The 18,076-nt window shown below is 69.2% G+C and carries 12 protein-coding genes; 8 read left to right on the top strand and 4 right to left on the bottom strand.

Annotated features, from left to right (window positions below; genetic code table 11):
• Positions 1–42: 42 nt before the first annotated feature.
• From ACVCAH_RS27735 to pglX, 3 genes are all read left to right on the top strand, one after another.
• Positions 43–642 carry a hypothetical protein gene (locus ACVCAH_RS27735; protein WP_447139165.1) on the top strand — a complete coding sequence of 200 codons (600 nt, stop codon included), beginning with the start codon at positions 43–45 and terminating at the stop codon, positions 640–642.
• A 325-nt stretch (positions 643–967) separates the two neighbouring features.
• Positions 968–3,076, top strand: a complete 2,109-nt coding sequence (locus ACVCAH_RS27730; protein ID WP_447139164.1) for a prolyl oligopeptidase family serine peptidase — start codon at positions 968–970, stop codon at positions 3,074–3,076.
• Positions 3,073–6,567, top strand: coding sequence for a BREX-2 system adenine-specific DNA-methyltransferase PglX (gene pglX, locus ACVCAH_RS27725; protein WP_447139163.1), 3,495 nt, complete (start codon positions 3,073–3,075; stop codon positions 6,565–6,567). The genes ACVCAH_RS27730 and pglX overlap by 4 nt, the downstream gene beginning before the upstream one ends.
• 34 nt (positions 6,568–6,601) lie before the next feature.
• Here pglX and ACVCAH_RS27720 read toward each other — a convergent pair whose 3' ends face one another.
• The 4 genes from ACVCAH_RS27720 to ACVCAH_RS27705 all read right to left on the bottom strand — a co-directional run bounded on the left by ACVCAH_RS27720 (position 6,602) and on the right by ACVCAH_RS27705 (position 9,175).
• A complete protein-coding gene (locus ACVCAH_RS27720) occupies positions 6,602–7,522 on the bottom strand; it encodes a DUF6615 family protein (protein ID WP_447139162.1) in 921 nt (306 codons plus the stop codon).
• A 51-nt stretch (positions 7,523–7,573) separates the two neighbouring features.
• Complete coding sequence (locus ACVCAH_RS27715; RefSeq protein WP_447139161.1) at positions 7,574–8,002, bottom strand: hypothetical protein; 429 nt, start codon at positions 8,000–8,002, stop codon at positions 7,574–7,576.
• Between the two features lie 101 nt (positions 8,003–8,103).
• A complete protein-coding gene (locus tag ACVCAH_RS27710; protein WP_447139160.1) occupies positions 8,104–8,304 on the bottom strand; it encodes a DUF397 domain-containing protein in 201 nt (66 codons plus the stop codon).
• Positions 8,297–9,175, bottom strand: a complete 879-nt coding sequence (locus ACVCAH_RS27705) for a helix-turn-helix domain-containing protein (RefSeq protein WP_447139198.1) — start codon at positions 9,173–9,175, stop codon at positions 8,297–8,299. The genes ACVCAH_RS27710 and ACVCAH_RS27705 overlap by 8 nt, the downstream gene beginning before the upstream one ends.
• Before the next feature lie 365 nt (positions 9,176–9,540).
• Here ACVCAH_RS27705 and ACVCAH_RS27700 point away from each other — a divergent pair, with 365 nt between their 5' ends.
• The 5 genes from ACVCAH_RS27700 to brxD all read left to right on the top strand — a co-directional run bounded on the left by ACVCAH_RS27700 (position 9,541) and on the right by brxD (position 18,075).
• A complete protein-coding gene (locus ACVCAH_RS27700) occupies positions 9,541–9,855 on the top strand; it encodes a DivIVA domain-containing protein (RefSeq protein ID WP_447139159.1) in 315 nt (104 codons plus the stop codon).
• Positions 9,852–10,106: a hypothetical protein gene (locus ACVCAH_RS27695; RefSeq protein WP_355060568.1), complete on the top strand. Its 255-nt coding sequence runs from the start codon at positions 9,852–9,854 to the stop codon at positions 10,104–10,106. The genes ACVCAH_RS27700 and ACVCAH_RS27695 overlap by 4 nt, the downstream gene beginning before the upstream one ends.
• A 106-nt stretch (positions 10,107–10,212) precedes the next feature.
• Positions 10,213–14,022 carry a phage resistance protein gene (locus tag ACVCAH_RS27690; protein WP_447139158.1) on the top strand — a complete coding sequence of 1,270 codons (3,810 nt, stop codon included), beginning with the start codon at positions 10,213–10,215 and terminating at the stop codon, positions 14,020–14,022.
• A gap of 49 nt (positions 14,023–14,071) precedes the next feature.
• Positions 14,072–16,774 carry a BREX-2 system phosphatase PglZ gene (gene pglZ / locus ACVCAH_RS27685; RefSeq protein WP_447139157.1) on the top strand — a complete coding sequence of 901 codons (2,703 nt, stop codon included), beginning with the start codon at positions 14,072–14,074 and terminating at the stop codon, positions 16,772–16,774.
• Positions 16,771–18,075 carry a BREX system ATP-binding protein BrxD gene (gene brxD, locus ACVCAH_RS27680; protein ID WP_447139156.1) on the top strand — a complete coding sequence of 435 codons (1,305 nt, stop codon included), beginning with the start codon at positions 16,771–16,773 and terminating at the stop codon, positions 18,073–18,075. The genes pglZ and brxD overlap by 4 nt, the downstream gene beginning before the upstream one ends.
• Position 18,076: the final 1 nt, after the last annotated feature.

Genomic DNA, 18,076 nt, shown 5'->3' with positions numbered 1-18,076 from the left:
GGTCGTGCTGCCACTGTGGAATGGCCGCAGTAGTCTGCGAGCGTGGAAGCCTTCGAGTCCTTCGTCGCCATCGCCTTAGAGGACGAGGGCTTCGTGGTCTCCGAAGCGGTGAAGTTCCCAGTGACACAGCCGACCGCCAAGTCCGCGTACGTGGAGACACAGACACATGGCTTTGAGGTCGATCTCGTCGCCGCCCGCGGTGATCGCCTCGTTCTCGCTACCGTCAAATCGGCTTTCGGTTCGCGGGGCGTCGTCGCCGAGCATGTCAGTGGTACAACGGAGAACATCCGGGCGAAGAAGCTCTACGCCCTGTTGAACAACCAGACCGTACGGGATGCCGTCGTCCTGGGCGCAGCTCAGCGCTTCGGTTACCGCGTCGATCACGTCGAGCTTCGCCTGTACGTCGGCCGGTTTGCGGCACCGACCACCGGGACCCACGAGGCGAAGATCCGGGACTGGTGCGCGACGCAGCACGTCGGCGCGGGGCCCATCCAAGTGCTTGGCGTCAGTGATGTCGTCGCCAAGGTCGTCCAAGCAGCCGCCAAGAAGCAGTACCGGAATAATCCGGTGCTGGTGACGATGAAGGCACTCGAGGCGGCAGGGCTGTTGAAGCTCGCTCTCCCGGATCCGCCCGACGACTAAAGCATTTTCACATTGAGCCGAGCTACCGAGGTGGGAGGACTGCCATGCCACCCATCACGGATCGCGTCATTCTGCGTGCCTGGCGGCAGCGCGGCGAAACCCGGGCGCATTCACTACATGGGCGCCCAAAGCCGGTGGTGGAGAGGCACGCCTCTACGTGGACGAGAGTAGTGCTCACGGTCCTCGAAGGCCATCTTCTGGCGCTGGGCTACACCGGTCCGGCAAGCGACCAGAACGAGGGCGAGTAGCGCACTGTCTCTCCGGCTCAGTCGCCAAGCCGACACCTGGATGTGAGTGTGGGCCGCTCGTCGGGATAGTTGCGAGGGTGGCGAGGCTTGTCGACGAGGGTGATGATCCGTACCTCTGGCTGGAGGACCTCGATGGTGCGGACTCCGTCGGGTGGGTGCGGGACTGCAACGCGGAGACCCTCGCCGCGCTGACCGGGAGCGAGCGGTTCGCCGCCCTGCGGACGGAGATCCGGCAGGTGCTGGATGCCGACGATCGCATTCCCTACCCCCGCTGGCGCGGCGACCATTTCTACTACGACTTTTGGACCGACGCGGCCCATCCGCGTGGGCTGTGGCGGCGCACCACTCTCGACCAGTACCGCCGGCCGGAGCCGGAGTGGGACGTGCTGCTCGACCTGGACGCGGTGGCCGCCGAGGAGGGCGAGAACTGGGTCTGGCAGCAGGTGACGGTGCTGCGCCCCGGCTACCAGCGCTGCCTGATCAGCCTGTCCCGCGGAGGCGCCGACGCGGTCGTGGTGCGGGAGTTCGACCTGGCCCGCCGCGCCTTCGTCGAAGACGGGTTCACCCTGCCCGAGGCGAAGAGCCACGTTTGCTGGATCGGCCTCGACCACATCTACGTCGCCACCGACTTCGGGCCCGGGTCGCTCACCACCTCCGGGTATCCGCGCATCGTCAAGCGCTGGCGGCGAGGAACCCCGCTGACCAAGGCCGCCGTCGTTCACGAGGGGCACCCGGGCGACATCGGCGTCTACGCCTCGCACGACCCGACCCCCGGGTTCGAGCGCGACTTCGTGGGCCGCAGCCTGGACTTCTACCGTACCGAGAATTACCTGCTCACCGGCGCCGGCGGGCGAACCCGGATCGACGTGCCCGAGGACGCCCGGTGGGACGTGCACCGGGAGTGGCTGCTGGTGAGGCTGTGCTCGCCGTGGACGGTCGACGGGATGACGCACCCGGCGGGTGCATTGCTGGCGACCCGGTTCGACGCGTTCCTCGCTGGCGGGCGGGAGCTGACGGTGCTGTTCCGGCCGGACACCCGGACGACGCTGAGCTACCACGTCTGGACGCGGCACCATCTGATCCTGGCCACGCTCGTCGACGTGCGGAGCCGGCTGGAAGTGCTCACGCCCGACGGCACGGGTTGGCGGCGCGAGCCGCTCGCCGGGGTGCCGGAGTCCGAGCACAGTCGGATCGTGGAGACCGACCCGGACCACGGCGACGACTATCTGCTCGCCGCGGAGGGGTTCCTGCAGCCGGCGACGCTGCGGCTCGGGCAGGTTGGCGGCACGACGGAGACGCTCAAGCGGGAGCCGGCGTACTTCGACGCGGCCGGCCTGACGGTCCGCCAGTTCTTCGCCACCTCGGCCGACGGCACCCGGGTGCCGTACTTCCTGGTCGGGGATCCGGACGCGCCTGCCGGGCCGGCGCTGCTCACCGGGTACGGCGGCTACGAGCACTCGATGACCCCGGGCTACGACGGGGCTATCGGTCGCGGCTGGTTGGCCCGGGGCGGCACCTACGTGGTGGCGAACATCCGCGGCGGCGGCGAGTACGGCCCGGAGTGGCACCGCGCGGCGATCCAGGAGAAGCGGCCCCGGGCGTACGAGGACTTCGCGGCGGTGGCCGCCGACCTGGTGACGCGCAGGACCACCACGCCCGAGCAGTTGGGCGTCGAGGGCGGCAGCAACGGTGGGCTGCTGGCGGGGGTGATGCTGACCCGTTACCCGGAGCTGTTCGGAGCGGTCATCGCGCAGGTGCCGGTACTGGACATGCGGCGCTACCACCGGCTGCTGGCCGGCGCCTCGTGGATGGCCGAGTACGGCGACCCGGACCGGACGGAGGACTGGGCCTACTTGCGCGAGTACTCGCCGTACCACAATGTTCGCGGCGACCGGCGGTACCCGCCGGTCCTGTTGATCACCTCGACGCGGGACGACCGGGTCCATCCGGGGCACGCCCGGAAGATGGCCGCCCGGCTGCGCGAGCACGGCCATGAGGTGGCGTATTACGAGAACGTCGAAGGCGGGCACGGCGCGGCGGCGAACAACGAACAGTGCGCCTTCAACTGGGCGCTGACGTGTGAGTTCCTGTGGCGAACGCTGGCCGAGCCGGCGCGGCAGCCCCTACCACGCCAGGCGTCACCGGTCCGCGAGGATGAGCAGGCCGGCCGTAGACTCTCCCGGTGATCGAGCTGAAGGCATTGCAGGCGCAGGTCAAGACCCTGGTGGACGATCTGCGCCGGCAGGTTGCGGAGGCGCCGGCGCTCCGCGCGGAGCTGCGCCAGGAGCACAACCGGGCGAAGGCCGCCGAGCGGGTCGGCGCGAGCTTCGAAACCTGGCTGGAAGATGTGCTCGACCAGGCGGCGGTGGCCTGGGTGCTCGGCTGCGTGTTCGTCCGGTTCTGCGAGGACAACGGGCTGGTCGACAGGCTGTGGATCGGCGGCGCCGACCCGACCGCGCCGGCCGAGCGGGCGGTGCAGCACCGGCAGGCGTACCTGATCGCCAACCCCCGGCACAACGACCGGCACTGGCTGCGGGAGGCGTTCGGCTACCTGCGCGGCCTCAAGGCCACCGGCAAGATCTTCGACGAGCACAACCCGGCCTGGCGGTTCGACGTCTCCGGCTTGGCCGCGGAGGAGCTGAGCGAGTTCTTCCGGCGCGGGCCGGGCCGAGAGTCGCTGCGCCGCGACGACCTGAACACCCGCTTCCTGGGCGACCTTTACCAGGACCTGTCGACGCACGCGAAGAAGACGTATGCGCTGTTGCAGACGCCGGAGTTCGTTGAGGAGTTCATCCTCGACCGCACGTTCGAACCGGCGGTCAAGGAGTTCGGCCTCGCCGCGACCAGCGTCATCGACCCCACCTGCGGCTCCGGCCACTTCCTGCTCGGCGCGTTCCACCGGCTCGTGCGCCAGTGGCGGGACCGCGAGCCGGCCACCGACGTCAAGGTGCTTGCCGAGCGCGCGCTCGGCCAGGTGACCGGCGTCGACATCAACCCGTTCGCGGTGGCGATCGCCCGCTTCCGGCTGCTGATCGCCGCCATGAAGGTCTGCGGGCTGACCAAGCTCGAACGCACGCCGGGCTTCCCGGCTCGGGTGGCGACCGGCGACTCGCTGCTGCCGTGGGACGGGTTCCGGTCGCGCGCCCAGGGCGACCTGCTGGCCGCCATCGAGGGCAAGGAGGTCTTCGCGTACGAGAGCGAAGACGCCGACCTGCTCAAGGACTACCTGGCCGAGAACCAGTACACAGTGGTGGTCGGCAACCCGCCCTATATCAACGTCTCCGACAGCGCCCGCAACAAGCTCTACCGCAGCATCTATCCGACTGTCTGCCACCGGCAGTACGCGCTCACCGTGCCGTTCGCGAAGCGCTTCTTCGACCTGGCTAAGCGGTCCGACGAGCACGGTGAGGGGGCCGGGTACGTCGGTCAGATCACCGGCAACGCCTTCATGAAACGCGAGTTCGGAAAGAAGCTCATCGAGGACTACTTTGCTCACGAGGTGGAGTTGAGCGAGGTCATCGACACGTCCGGTGCCTTCATCCCCGGACACGGGACGCCCACCGTGATCTTGGTCGGCCGTACAAACAAGCGCCGCCGAGCGGCGACGCTGCGCACAGTTCTCGGTGTCAGAGGCGAGCCCGCAGCACCTGAGATTCCTGCCAACGGCAAAGTGTGGCAGGCCATTCTCCGCCAGATCGATCTCCCGGAGTCGGAGTCGGAATGGATCACCGCTGCTGATCTCGACCGGTCCCAGCTCACCGCCCACCCGTGGAGTCTTTCCGGTGGAGGTGCGGTGGGGTTGATGCAGTACCTAATGCGTGTCTCTAGTCGCATGTCGGAGGTGATCAACGAGATCGGCTTCGGCGCGGTGACCCGCGAGGATGGCGCGTACATGGTCGGTGCCGGAACGCTACGGCGCGCCGGGGTGCCCGTAGCTCAGCAGCGCCCGCTCGTGGAGGGCGAGGTGAGCCGAGACTGGGCGATCACAGCACCTGTGATGTCTCTGTGGCCCTATCACGAAGAAACCCTTGACTCGTTTGGTGTCCCATCGGTGCGGAAGCTGCTTTGGCCGATGAAGTCAACGCTTGCTCAACGGGTTGCCTACGGGGAAACGCAGATCGAGCGTGGCCTTACGTGGTTCGAATACTCCATGTTTTTCGCCAAGCGGTATCGGGTGCCGCTGTCAATTTCGTTTGCGTTTGTGGCGACGCATAACCACTTTGTGTTGGATCGGGGCGGGAAGGTCTTCAAGCAGTCGGCGCCGGTGATCAAGTTGCCGGAGGGGGCGACGGAGGACGATCACCTGCGGCTGGTCGGGCTTCTGAACAGTTCTACCGCCTGCTTCTGGCTGAAGCAGGTTAGCCACGACAAGGGTATTCGTGGTGAGGGCGGCGGATTCACCAGTGACGACTGGGAACGGTTCTTCGAGTTCACCGGAACCAAGCTCCAGGAGTTTCCGCTGCCTTCGGCGTACCCGTTGGAGAGAGCGCGGGAGTTGGACGGGCTGGCGCAGCGGCTGTCGAGTTTGACCCCGGCGGCGGTTGCTGACTCGGGGGTGCCTACCCGGCAGCGGCTTGTGGAGGCCGAGGCGGAGTACCACTCGGTGCGGGCGCGGATGATCGCGCTTCAGGAGGAGTTGGACTGGGAGGTCTACCGGCTCTACGGGCTGATCGACGAGGACCTGACCTGCGCCAACCCGCCTGAGTTGGCGTTGGGGGAGCGGGCCTTCGAGATCGTGCTGCACGCCAGCGGGGCGCAGACTGAGTGGTTCAACCGGCACGGGTCCAAGCCAATCGACCGGCCGCAGCCACACTGGCCGGCGGAGTACCGATCCCTGGTCGAGCGGCGGATCGCGACTATCACTGCCAACCGGCACATCGGGTTGATCGAGCGGCCGGAGTGCAAGCGGCGCTGGTCCACCGACGGGTGGGACAAGATGCAGTCGGCCGCGTTGCGGGACTGGCTGCTCGACCGATTGGAGGCGCCGGAGCTGTGGCGCGTGCAGCCGACGCCGCTGTCGGTGGCGCAGCTCGCCGACCGGGTCGGCGGCGACCAGGACTTCCGGGCGGTGCTGGACCTGTGGGTCGGGCACGACAACTACGACCTGACCAGGACACTGGGCCTGCTGATCGCCGACGAGCATGTGCCGTACCTGCCGGCGCAGCGGTACAAGCCGTCCGGGCTGCGCAAGCGGGCGCAGTGGGAGCGGACCTGGACGTTGCAGCGCCGGGAGGACGCGGGGGAGAAGGTCGAGATCGAGGTGCCGCCGAAGTACACCTCGGCGGACTTCGCCCGGCCGTCGTACTGGCGGGCGCGCGGCAAGCTCGACGTGCCGAAGGAGCGGTTCATCTCGTACCCGCAGGCGGGGCGGGACAGCGATGGCAGTGAACTGCTCGGCTGGGCCGGATGGGATCACCTGAAGCAGGCGCAGGCGCTCGCCACCGTCTATCTCGATCGGAAGACACAGGAGGCGTGGCCGGCGGAACGGCTGCTGCCGCTGCTCGCCGGGCTGGTGGAGATCGAGCCGTGGCTGCACCAGTGGCACTCCGGCGAGGAACCCAGATTCCCCGGGTCGCCCGCCGAGTTCTTCACCGACTTCATCAACGCCGAGCTGTCCCAGCTCAGCTCCGATCGGTCGGCGTTGGCGTTGTTGCGAGGGGTGCCAGAGCGGCCGTAGCGGTGACGAGGCGAGGCCGCTGGGCTAGCGGGTGCTACCCGGCGGCCTCGACATTGAGGACCGCGACGAATGTCGCCTGCGGCCACTCGGCGGCTCGCGGCAGCTGCCCGCTGAGTAGTGCGTTGGCGTAGGGAGGCAGCTCGCGCGCGGGTGGTCGTAGGACAGTTTCAAAGAGCCGACCATAATTCGGATTTCCGGTCGTGCTGGCATCTTGGTATCCCTCGCGGAACCACTCCGATGCCCGCCACAACACTTGCGCTGCAACGGTCGCCGGCCGCGAGCTGGCGGCGGTCGGGGCGGCCAGCGGTCTGCCTTGGTGGAAAAGATGAGACCACGGGCGGCTTCTGGACAAGTGGCCGTTCAAGGTGGTACGTCGGCCGTGCGGCCCTTGGTGAACTGCCGCAACATCGAGCGCAGTAGTAATGGCGCATCCGATGTGGCGGATGTTCAGCAGGTGGCTGCACTCGGGCGGAAGAATCTCGTTCGGGCACGCCGCGTTCTTCGTGTCCTCCGGCCACACCGGGGCCTTACCGCCTGGCACGTTCCAACCGTTGTAGAAGCAGTACAGGGGCAAGATGGGTGCTGCGAACTTTGCCTCGTCATCGAGGCAGGCTTCGATAAGCAGATCGTACTGCCGCTGGCGACGCGCCGTGGTGTGGGCGATCTCGTGGTAGGTGCCGTCGATCGCCAGCTTTTTCGCCTGGACGCGGAGGCCGACCCAACCTTGCCCTGGCCCACCGACCCACCACTCCCAGTCCGCACCGTTCGCGGCTTCCTCAGTGCCGTTGAAGCGTTGCACCAGCAGCTGCGGATGGCGGCGAGCGAGTTCGAAGAGGTTGTGCTCGGTGATGGAATCCTCACGGAACGAAAAGCCCTGGTCCGCAAATGCAACCCGTTCCCATGTGAGTTCGGCCAGCTCGTCCATCTGCCTGATCAGGCCATCGATGTCAAGCACTCCTGCTCGCTTTCGCGCTCGCTTGGCTGTCGGCCGTATGGACGCCATCCTTCAGCCGGGGTTCGAGTCGAGTTGCACGCGGTCAAAGAGCGACCAGTTGTCGGCCCACCGGGTCACGTCCTGCGGCTTGATCTTGCTGTGAAGGCTCTTGCTGTTGCGCGGCCGGGTGACGACCCGCGCCATGAAACGTTCGTGTCGCTGTCGAACGTCACGTCGCAACTCGTCGCCTGGCACGACGAAGAACTTGTACACGGGCCCTGTGACATTGACGAGGACGTACGCGGCGGGCGAACTGGCCATGAATCTCTCGATGTTGTTGATCATCCAAGCGCCCTTGCTGGCCACCATGACGGCGGCGCGCTGGCCGTTCACCTCAATGTGGGTTCGGCGCCCCACTATGCTCGCGCTGCGCCCGCTGAGTAGAGCGTGACCCACTGCAAGGTGTCGGCCCGCCTCATGGATCTGCTGCTTCTTGCCCATGGCAACTCCAAGGAGGGGTCGAGGGTGAGCCAGAGTCCCGAGACATTCTCGGCTTACGGGCGGCCGTCGTCGAGGCTCATGTCAGGAATCTTGCGGTGCCCTTAACGGCCGCGGCTCCCGCCTTTGACGCTCGCCACAAACGAGGACCACGCCCTTGGTGCGAACCGGAGGACGGGACCCGTGGGGTCTTTGCTATCGCGTAGTCCGACAATGTCGGGAACGTTGTCGGCGACCTCGACGCAGTTGCCGCCGTTGTTGCTACGGCTTGACTTGCGCCATACGGCACCGGTCAGGTCAGGCACGGGCGTACTCCTCTGCGACTTCCTGGATCAGGCCCTTCGAGTGGGACTCGTTCAGGGCCCGGGCCGTCATGTCGGCCCAGATGATGTTGTAGGCGGCTGTCTCGTGCGGCTTGTCGAGGTAGATTGCGCCCGTAGCCGCTTCCATGTAGGTCACCGGCGGTTCCACCTCCTTGCCGCTGCTGTCCCGCGGGAACTCCAGGATCGAGAAGGCCCCGGCCATCGCTCCAGCATGCAGGCCGGCAGAAAAAGGCAGCACCTGCACGGTTACGTTGGGTAGCTTTGCTGCTTTCAAGATCTGCTGTAGTTGCTCGACCATGATCGTGGCGCTGCCGACCGGACGACGCAACACAGCCTCGTTGATTATCACGCTCAGTTGCGGAGGGGAGAACCGATTAAGGAGGCCCTGACGCTCGACCCGGAGCTGGATGGCGCGCTGTTGCTCACCGTTGTCCCTGGCGTCGATCGATCCACCGGGCATCTTGAAGACCTGCTCTGCGTAAGCGCGGGTCTGAAGCAGTCCGGGAACCAGTTCGGCCTCGTACTGACGGACGCCAGACGCAGCAGCTTCGAGCCCGATGTAGAGCTGGAACCAGCGCGGCAGACCCGAGCCGACGTAGTCATGCCACCAGTTCTTGTTCTCTCTGGTTGCGGCGGTCAGGGCGAGGAGCAGCTCGCGGTCATCGGCGGATGCTTCGTAGAGATCGAGCATCTGTTGCACGTCTGCCTGTCGGAAGCGGACGTGTTCGGCGCCGTTCTCGATCCGATGTAGCGTGGCACGTGCTCGGTCCAGGCGCTCGGCGGCCTGTTCCATCGTCAAGCCTGCTGCCTTGCGCAGCGCCTCGAACTTGCGGCCGATCTGACGCCGCAGCATGGTCGAGCCCGTCACTCCCTGTGACACCCTCTGCCTCCGACTGTGGTGGTTCCTCAACAAGCGCCCGTCCAATTGAAGCGCCGGGTTGTCTCACAATCAATAGACATGTCACAGCCGGTGTTTCTCTATAGCAAGGTCGCCCGAATAACCACGCTGTTGCGATGTTGCAATTGTGTTTGCTCAATGCTTCACTGCCTCTGCGGCCACTGTGGAGATCCTGCTGCTCAGCGGCCATGTGCCCTGCTGGCGTACTGCTGATCGGAGGCTGCGGTGGCAGGTGCCGGGGTGGGTCCGCCGGTGCGCGGCGGGCCGGTGGGCTCGCCCCATCCACGGTTCGATCTCGACGGTGAGAGGCAGGTCCTGTCATGCGCGTGTTCCTCCGGCGTGCCGGGCGTCCCCAACGGTCGGTCCTCGGGTCGACCTGCTACCGCTCGGCTGCCTACCATCCGCTGCGCCCCTGGCAGGTGCGCGAGCGGTGGTTCCGGCCCACATCGCTGGGCCAGCGCGGGCTCGACCCGCAGGAGGTGCGGGAGTTCCTCGACCGGGTCGCCGGTGACCTGGCCACCGTCTACGACGCGCTCGCCGAGAGCCGGCGGGAGACCGACCGAATCAAGAACGCGCTGCGCCGCTGGCAGCCCGAGCAGGTCCGGGCCCGCAACGAAGGGGGACACCACCGGTGAGCGAGCGCTGGGTCATCCACCTGCCCGTGGTCGTCACCGACCTGCTCTCCGCGCAGCGGCTAGCCCGGGTGGTGGCGCACTGGACGCATGTCCTGCCGCAGACCGAACCGGGCGGCACCACCGTCTCGCCCGAGGACGAGCAGAACGTACGCCACTGGGTCTTCTGCGACCGGCTGCTACCCGGCGGGCAGCGGTGCCTGCTCCGGCCCGACCACGACGGAGAATGCTCCCGGCGGTTCCGGCCGCGGTGACGCGACGCCGGACCGGCGGGCTGGGACGTGCGGCGACCAGCCCTTAGGATCGTCGGGTCGCCGGTGCTGCCGGCGTCACGGGGCGCAGTGGGGGCGAGGAGCGGCGATGACGCTGTTGCGGGACGTGATCGAGATTCCGACCTCGGTCGGGGACGGCGACTTCGTCGTCCGTGCCGCCGAGGGCGCGGACCTGCGCCGGTACGTCGTCACCGACCAGCTCCGGGACAACTTCGCGGACGCGCTGCGCCGGATCGGTCACGCCGTGACCACTGGCCGCTCCCAGGCGGTGTTCCTGCACGGCTCGTTCGGCTCCGGTAAGTCGCACTTCATGGCCGTGCTGCGGGAGGTCCTCCAGCACAACCCGGAGGCCCGGGAGGTGCGCGGCCTGGCCGAGCCCGTCCTCGCCGCCGACTCCTGGCTGCGCGGCCGGAATCTGCTCACCCTGACCTTCCACATGCTCGACGCGCGGTCGGTCGAGCAGGCGGTCCTGGAGGGCTACCTCAATCAGATCACCCGGCTTCACCCGGAGGCGCCCGTCCCCGCCGTGCACCGGTCGGACGCGCTGCTCGACGACGCCGCGCGGCTGCGAGAGCGGATGGGCGACGAGGCCTTCTTCGCCGCGCTGCACGACGGCGGCCGCGCCCCCGCTGCAACCGGCGCCGGGCTTGCCTCGCTGGTCACCCGAGCCGCCGGCTTCACCCCGAACAGTTACGCCGCCGCGGCGGCAGCACCGCCCGGCAGCGAACAGCGGGATGGGCTGGTCAGCGCGTTGACCAGCACGTTCTTTACCGGCGCGGTCCGCAGCGGGGAATACCTCGACCTGGACACCGGCCTCGCCGTGATCACCCGGCACGCCAAGTCGCTCGGGTACGACGCGCTGGTGCTTTTCCTCGACGAGCTGATCCTCTGGCTCTCCACGAAGATCAGCGACCACACCTTCGTCAACACGGAGGGCGCCAAGCTCAACAAGCTCGTCGAGTCGGCCGACGCCACCCGGCCGCTGCCGCTGATCTCGTTCGTCGCCCGGCAGCGCAACTTGGAGGACTTCCTCGGCCCCCAGGTCGGTGGCACCGAGCGGGAGGCCCTGGCGCACGTCATGCGCAGCGTCCAGGGCAGGTTCGGGGAGATCGCCCTCGCCGACACCAACCTGCCGGAGATCACCGAGAAGCGGCTGCTCAAGCCGCTAACCGACGAGGGCCGCGCGATCATCGACAACGCCTTCGCCGCGGTGCGGGGTAACCGCGAGGTGTGGGACGCGCTGCTGCTCGGCGCCCAGTACGGCGACGCCGGCATCGGCTCCGACGCCGCCGCCTTCCGCAAGCTCTACCCGTTCTCCCCGGCGCTGGTCGCCACCCTGGTGGCGCTGTCCCAGGCGTTGCAGCGCGAGCGCACCGCGCTGAAGGTGATGACCGAGCTGCTCGTCGACCGCCGGGACACCCTCCGGGTCAACGACCTGATCGGGGTGGCCGCGCTCTTCGACCCGCTCGTACTGCACGGCGAGCTGCCCGACCGGCCTAAGCTCAAGCAGCTCTTCCAGTCCGCCCGGAGTTTGTACACCCAGAAGCTGCGGCCGATCCTGCTCAACCTCAACGGCATCACCGAGGAGCAGGCGGCCGGGCACCAGCAGTTCCAGCTCGACGACAAGCTGATCAAGACGGTGCTGCTCGGTGCGCTGGTGCCCGAGGTGCCGGCCCTGCACAACCTCACCGCCGCCAAGCTGCACGCGCTCAACTTCGGCTCGATCACCTCGCCGATCCCCGGCTACGAGCGTCAGATCGTGCTCAACCGGCTCAACCGGGTCGCCGACGGCGCCGGCGAACTGCACCTGACCAAGACACCCGACCCCGTGGTCAGCCTCAAGCTGCACACCGTCGACTACGACAAGCTGCTCGACCTGGTCCCCGAGGACGAGGCCACCACCACCGGTGTCCGGCAGCAGCTCATCCGCGACCTGGTCACCGCAGAGCTGAACATCACCGGGGCTAGCGGCCAGCTTGGCGAGCTGCTGGTCGCCCGGCCGTGGCGGGGCCGCTCGCACACCATCCAGGTCAAGTTCGGCAACGTCCGTGACCCCGACACCATGCCCGCCTCCGCGTTGCTCGCCAGCGGGGAGGCGTGGCGGGTGGTCATCGACTACCCGTTCGACCTGCCCGGCTACGAGCGCAGCGCCGACCGCGCCCGGATCGAGCGGCTGGAACGCGGCTCGCGCACCGTCTTCTGGCTGCCCTACTTCCTGACCGACGAGATGATGGGCAAGGTCGGCCAGCTCGCGAAGATCAACTATCTCCTCAGCGGAACGGGCGAGCGGCTGAACTCGTTGGCGGCCGACTGGCCGCTCGCCGACCGGCAGCAGGGCAAGGTATACCTCCAGCAGCGCCAGTCGCAGCTCCGGAGCACCCTGCTCGGTGCGCTCATGCAGGCGTACGGGTCGACCACCTCCCACGGGTCGGACGTGCAGGACGACAGCATCGCGGTGTTCCACACCCTCGCCGACGGCCTGCACATCGGCGACCCACGCGGCGGCACCCTTGCCGAGGCATTCAACAACCTCACCGGGGAACTCCTCGCCTGGTCCTACCCGGGCCGGCCGGCCATGCCCGACGACGAGAAGCCCGTCACCCGCAGCGAACTCAACAAGATCCTGGAGTACGCCAAGCAGGCCGCCGCTGAACCCACCCGCGGCGTGACCGTCCCCAACCCGGCCGACCAGCGCACCCTCCGGCGGGTCTGCAACAACCTGCGCCTCGGCGAGCTTGTCGACGGCCGGTACGTGCTTACCACTTCCACTTCCCGGTGGAGCCAGCACCTGCTCCAAGCCGCCGCCAACGAGGGCTACACCGACCACTTCCCGGTCCATGTGCTGCGCCGGCTCATCGACGAGCCCGCCGCCTTCGGCTTCGACCGCGAACTGCAGAACCTGATCATCATGGTCTTCGGGCTGGACCAGCAGCTCGCCTGGTACCAGCACGGCGTCAAGGTCGACATGACCAGCCTCGTCGCCGTGCGGGACGAGTTGGAGCTGCGGCACCCACCGATGCCCGATGAGCAGTCCTGGTCGGACGCGGTCAGCCGGGGGCTGGCGATCTTCGGCGGGGTGCTGCCCGCCTGGCGTACGCCGGCCAACCTCGGCGAACTCGCAGGCAACCTTCGCGACGGAGCGCGTGACCGGAAGAAGGGCGCCGGCAGCCTGGTTGACGCGCTGACTGCGCACGCCGACGTGCTGGGCCTGGACATCAGGGCGTCGACCGGCCGGCTCGCCACCGCCCGGCGGGCGTACCAGTTCGTGACCGAACTGGCCGCCGAGCGGGACGACGTGGTGCTGGTCGAGACGGTGGCCCGTGCCGACCTGGGCGACGTCGACGACCAAGCCGTCGGTGAGGTGCTCAGCCAGGCAGGCAAGATCAGCGATGAGTTGGCCCGAGACCACCAGTGGCCGCTGCTCCAGGCCGTCTCGGCGCGAGCCGGCCACGACGAGCAAGCCCGAGCAGTCATCGGGCAGCTCCGGGACGTCGCCCGGCGTGAACAGCACGGGCAGGACCTCATCGACGCACTCCGGACGGCGGTCGCGGCCTCGGCGGCGCTGCTCGCCGCCGAACAGCCCAAGCCCGAGCCGGTCGATCCGCCCGTGACGCCCCCGGTCGTTGCGCTGCCCTCGGACAAACCTGTCGCGACGGATCCCCCGGTCGTACCGCCGGTCAGGACACCGGCCGACGACGATCCGGCCGAGCTGCCCTCGGGCGACCACACCGAACCTCGACCGGGCGAAGTGCCGGCCAGGGTGCCCGCGGGCGACGGGACGGTCGTCACGCGGAACCACGAGGTTGTCGATGCCGCGAGCTGGCAGAAGATCGCCGCCGAGATCGGGTCGGCGGTGGCCGCCGGTCGGCATGTCACCGTCACCTGGGAGATCCGGTGACTGACCCGACCCTCTTCCGTGACAAGACCGTGCCTTCTCGGGTGGAATCGTGAGCGCGCCGGTCAGCGCCGCGCAGCCCGACGCGGTCCGCCGCAAGGTCGAGGCGTGGCTGGCCGAGGGCGACCGGGCCGACGCGATCGCGTTGACGGCCCGCCCCGAGTGGCCGGCCGAGCCGGTGCTCACCGTCGACGGCACCCAAGTCCGAGTGGTGCCGTGCCCCACGCCGCTCGCCGCCCGCGCCGCCCTGCACGACCGGGCCGACGGCGAACGGCTGGTGCTGCTGACCGAGCTGACCGACAGCGAGCTGGGTGACGGGCTCCTCGCCCACCTCAGCATGCAGAGAGTCCGCAAGATCGACCCGTGGGACCTGGTCCGGCAGGTGTTCGGCGGGGTGAGGGACCTCGATCCCACGCTGGTCCGGGTCGGGCGTTGGGTCGCGAACGCGCTGACCGATCACGCTCCGTCGGATGGCTGGCCGGCACCGCCGGGCGCAATCCTCACCCGGGACCATGCGCTGCGCAGCCTCGCCGCGGAGCTGCTCGGCCTGCCACCGGCCGAGCTGGACGACAGCGGCCTGGTGCAGTGGAGCACCGAAGCCCGCCGCCAACTCCGGTTCACCACCCTGCCCGACGCTGAGGCCGAGGGGATCACGGCATACCTGACGAGCACCGCAGGCCCGGCCGCTGTCCCGATCATGGCAGCCGTCCGGGCCGGGCACGGGGTGGACGTCATCCCGCTCGGGCTGCTGGCCGGGCTACTTTGGCCCACCGGCGGCGCGGCCGAGGTGGAGGCCGTCGTGGGCCGTACGCGGCTGGAGCCCAGGTTCGGTGGGCTGCGGATCTCCCCCCAACAGGCGGAGGCGCTGCACCAGGCCGCCGAAGCGTGGGTCTACCGGACCGTTGACTCCGGCCACGACGGCCGGGCCGAGGCGATGCGGATGCTGCGGCGGGCCGAGGCGATCGCCGCCGAAATCGGCATCACCGGCCTGCTCGTTGCCTCCACCGTCCTGCCCAGCGGATTCGTCCAGCGGCTGCGAACCTTCGCCGACGCCGTGCGGCTCGCCGTGCCGGCCGGCGGGTCGGTGCCGCCGGCCGCGGTGACCCGGGCGCAGTCGGCGCTCGCCACCGTGGAAGCGCACCGGGCCGCCGAACCGCGCCGGGTGGAGACCGCGCGGATGGCCGTCCGGCTGCTGCGCTGGCTGCACACCACTGACGGCCCCGCACCGGCGACCCTGCTCGACGCGCTGCACTGGCAGGTCCGACAGGACGGGTGGGTCGACCGCGCCCGGCTCGACGTCTTCACCGGCGATCCCGATCCGCAGGTCGCCGAGGCGTACCAGCTGCTGCACCGGGCCGTGGACGTCCGCCGGTCCCGGCACGACCAGCAGTTCGCCAGCCTGCTCGCCGCCGCGACCAGCGCCGAGGCCGAGCCGGGTGCGCTGCTGCGGGTCGAGGACGTGCTCGACCGGGTGGTCCAGCCGATCCTCGACCACGGTCGCCGGGTGCTGCTGCTCGTGCTCGACGGGATGGGTGTTGCCGCGGCCACCGAACTGGCCGAATCGGTCACCCGAAACGGCACCTGGCTGGAAGTCACTCCCAACGGCGGACCTCGCACCGGCGTACTGGCCGCCCTGCCCACGGTCACCGAGGCCAGCCGGTGCAGCCTGCTCAGCGGACGGATCACCACCGGGGGCCAGCAGCCCGAACTGAAGGCGTTCACGAAGCGGTGGCCCACCGCGCGGCTGCTGCACAAGAAGGCGCTGCGAGCCGGCGCCGGCGCTTCGCTGGACCCCGAGGTGCTGGCCGCGCTCGGCGACCCTTCGATCCCCGTGGTCGCCGCCGTGGTCAACACGATCGACGACGCCCTCGACCGGAGCGACCCGGGCACCACGGTCTGGGGCGAGGACACCATCACCGCCGTCGGTGACCTGTTGGGCTCGGCAGCCGACCGGATCGTCATCCTGGTCTCCGACCATGGCCACGTCGTCGATCGGGGGCCGGATTCCCTTGTCCTGCCCAGCGACAGCAGTGAGAACCGCTGGCGGCCGGCCAGCGGCCCGGCCGGTGACGCCGAGATCGCGGTGAGCGGCAGCCGGGTGGCGCTCGGCGGCGGCTCCGTCATCCTGCCCTGGCGGGAAGAGGTGCGGTACGGGCCGCGCAAGGCCGGCTACCACGGCGGCGCCGCACCGGCGGAGGCCGTCATCCCGCTACTCGTTTTGACCGCCGGTGACGACCAGGCCGTACCAGGATGGACGGGCGCGCCGGTGGCCAGCCCGGACTGGTGGCGGGAGCCGCTGACGGAGACTCCAGCAGCGCCGTCCGACTCGGCTCCGCCGACGCGCCACCGACCCCGGCGCCCGGCCGAGCCGCAGGCCGAGAGCCTGTTCGACCTTGCGCCGGTGACCGCTGTGCCGTCGGCGGCACCGCCGCCCGCCCCGGCTGTCCCGGACCTGGTGACGGCCCTGCTCGCCAGCGAACGCTACGCCCAAAGGCGTGACCCCCGGGTGCCGCTGGCCGACGAGCGGGTCGCCGCACTGTTGGGCACCCTGCTCGCCGGCGGCAACCGGGCGACCCTCGACACCCTCGCCGCCCGGGCCGGGGTACCGGCGCACCGCATCACCGGCACGGTCGCCGCGCTGCGTCGACTGCTCCAGGTCGAGGGCTATCCCGTCATCACCCTCGACCCCGACGGGCGTACCGTCCACCTCAACCGGGCGTTGCTGATCGAGCAGTTCGAGCTGGAGCCGCGGTGACCGTCGAGATTTCCGCCCGCCGCCGACGAGACATCGTCGACGCGCTGCGCCGTGGCGTCGTCCCGAGCAACGGGCTCGACGCGCTCGCGGTCGGGCTGGACCGGTTCGCCGTCGCTCTCGACGACGACCTCGACCGGGTCGCTGGCGGAGGCAGCGTGTTCAAGGCCGTCCGCGGCGAGTACGGCGCCGGCAAGACCTTCTTCACCCGCTGGCTGGCCGAGCGGGCCAAGCGACGCGGGTTCGCCGCCGCCGAGGTGCAAATCTCCGAGCTGGAGACCCCCCTGCACCGGATGGAGAGCGTCTACCGACGGCTGGTCGAGCACCTCAGCACCGAGCAGTTCGCGCCCAGCGCGTTCCGGCCCGTACTCGACGGCTGGATCTTCGCCTTGGAAGAGGACGCCCTCGCCGACGGTGCGATCGCCGAGGACGACGCGGAGGCGCTCGACCGGGCGGTCGGCGACCTGCTGGAGCGCCGGCTCGGCGAGATTTCCCGCAGCACTCCCGGCTTCGCGGCGGCGCTCCGCGGCTACCGGGCCGCCACCGCCGGCGGGGACCACCGCACCGCCGACGGCCTCGCCGCCTGGCTGGGCGGTCAGCCACACGTCGCCGCCTCCGCGCGTCGGGTCGCCGGGGTGAAGGGGGACCTCGACCACTACGCGGCGCTGAGCTTCGTGCGCGGACTGCTGACCGTCCTGCGCGACAGCGGGCACCAGGGGCTGCTGCTCGTGCTCGACGAGGTCGAGACGCTGCAACGGGTGCGCTCCGACGCGCGGGACAAGGCGCTCAACTCGCTGCGTCAACTCATCGACGAGGTGCACGCGGACCGCTTCCCGGGGCTCATGGTTCTGATCACTGGCACACCGGCCTTCTTCGACGGGCCGCAGGGAGTGCAACGGCTCGCGCCGCTCGCCCAGCGGCTCGCCACCGACTTCGGACCGGAGACCCGCTGGGACAACCCACGCGCCACGCAGCTGCGGCTGCCGGGCTTCACGACGGACGCGCTCGTCGAACTCGGTCAGCGGGTGCGCGCGATCTACGCGAGCCCCGCGGTCGAGTCCCGGGTGGACGACGACTACCTCGCAACGCTGGCCCGAGCCGTCACCGGCGCGCTCGGCGGTCAGGTCGGCGTCGCCCCCCGCATCTACCTGAAGAAGCTGGTCGCGGACGTGTTCGACCGGGTCGATCAGTTCGCGGACTGGGACCCACGGCAGCATTACGAGCTGACCCTGCGGGCCGACGAGTTGACCGAGCTCGAACGCAATGCCGCCGCCTCGGCCGACGACATCGAACTGCCGATCTGAC

It is taken from the genome of Micromonospora sp. LZ34, from assembly GCF_052981855.1.
Note: the sequence above shows the minus strand (reverse complement) of the source record. Positions and strands in the feature narration are given on the sequence as shown.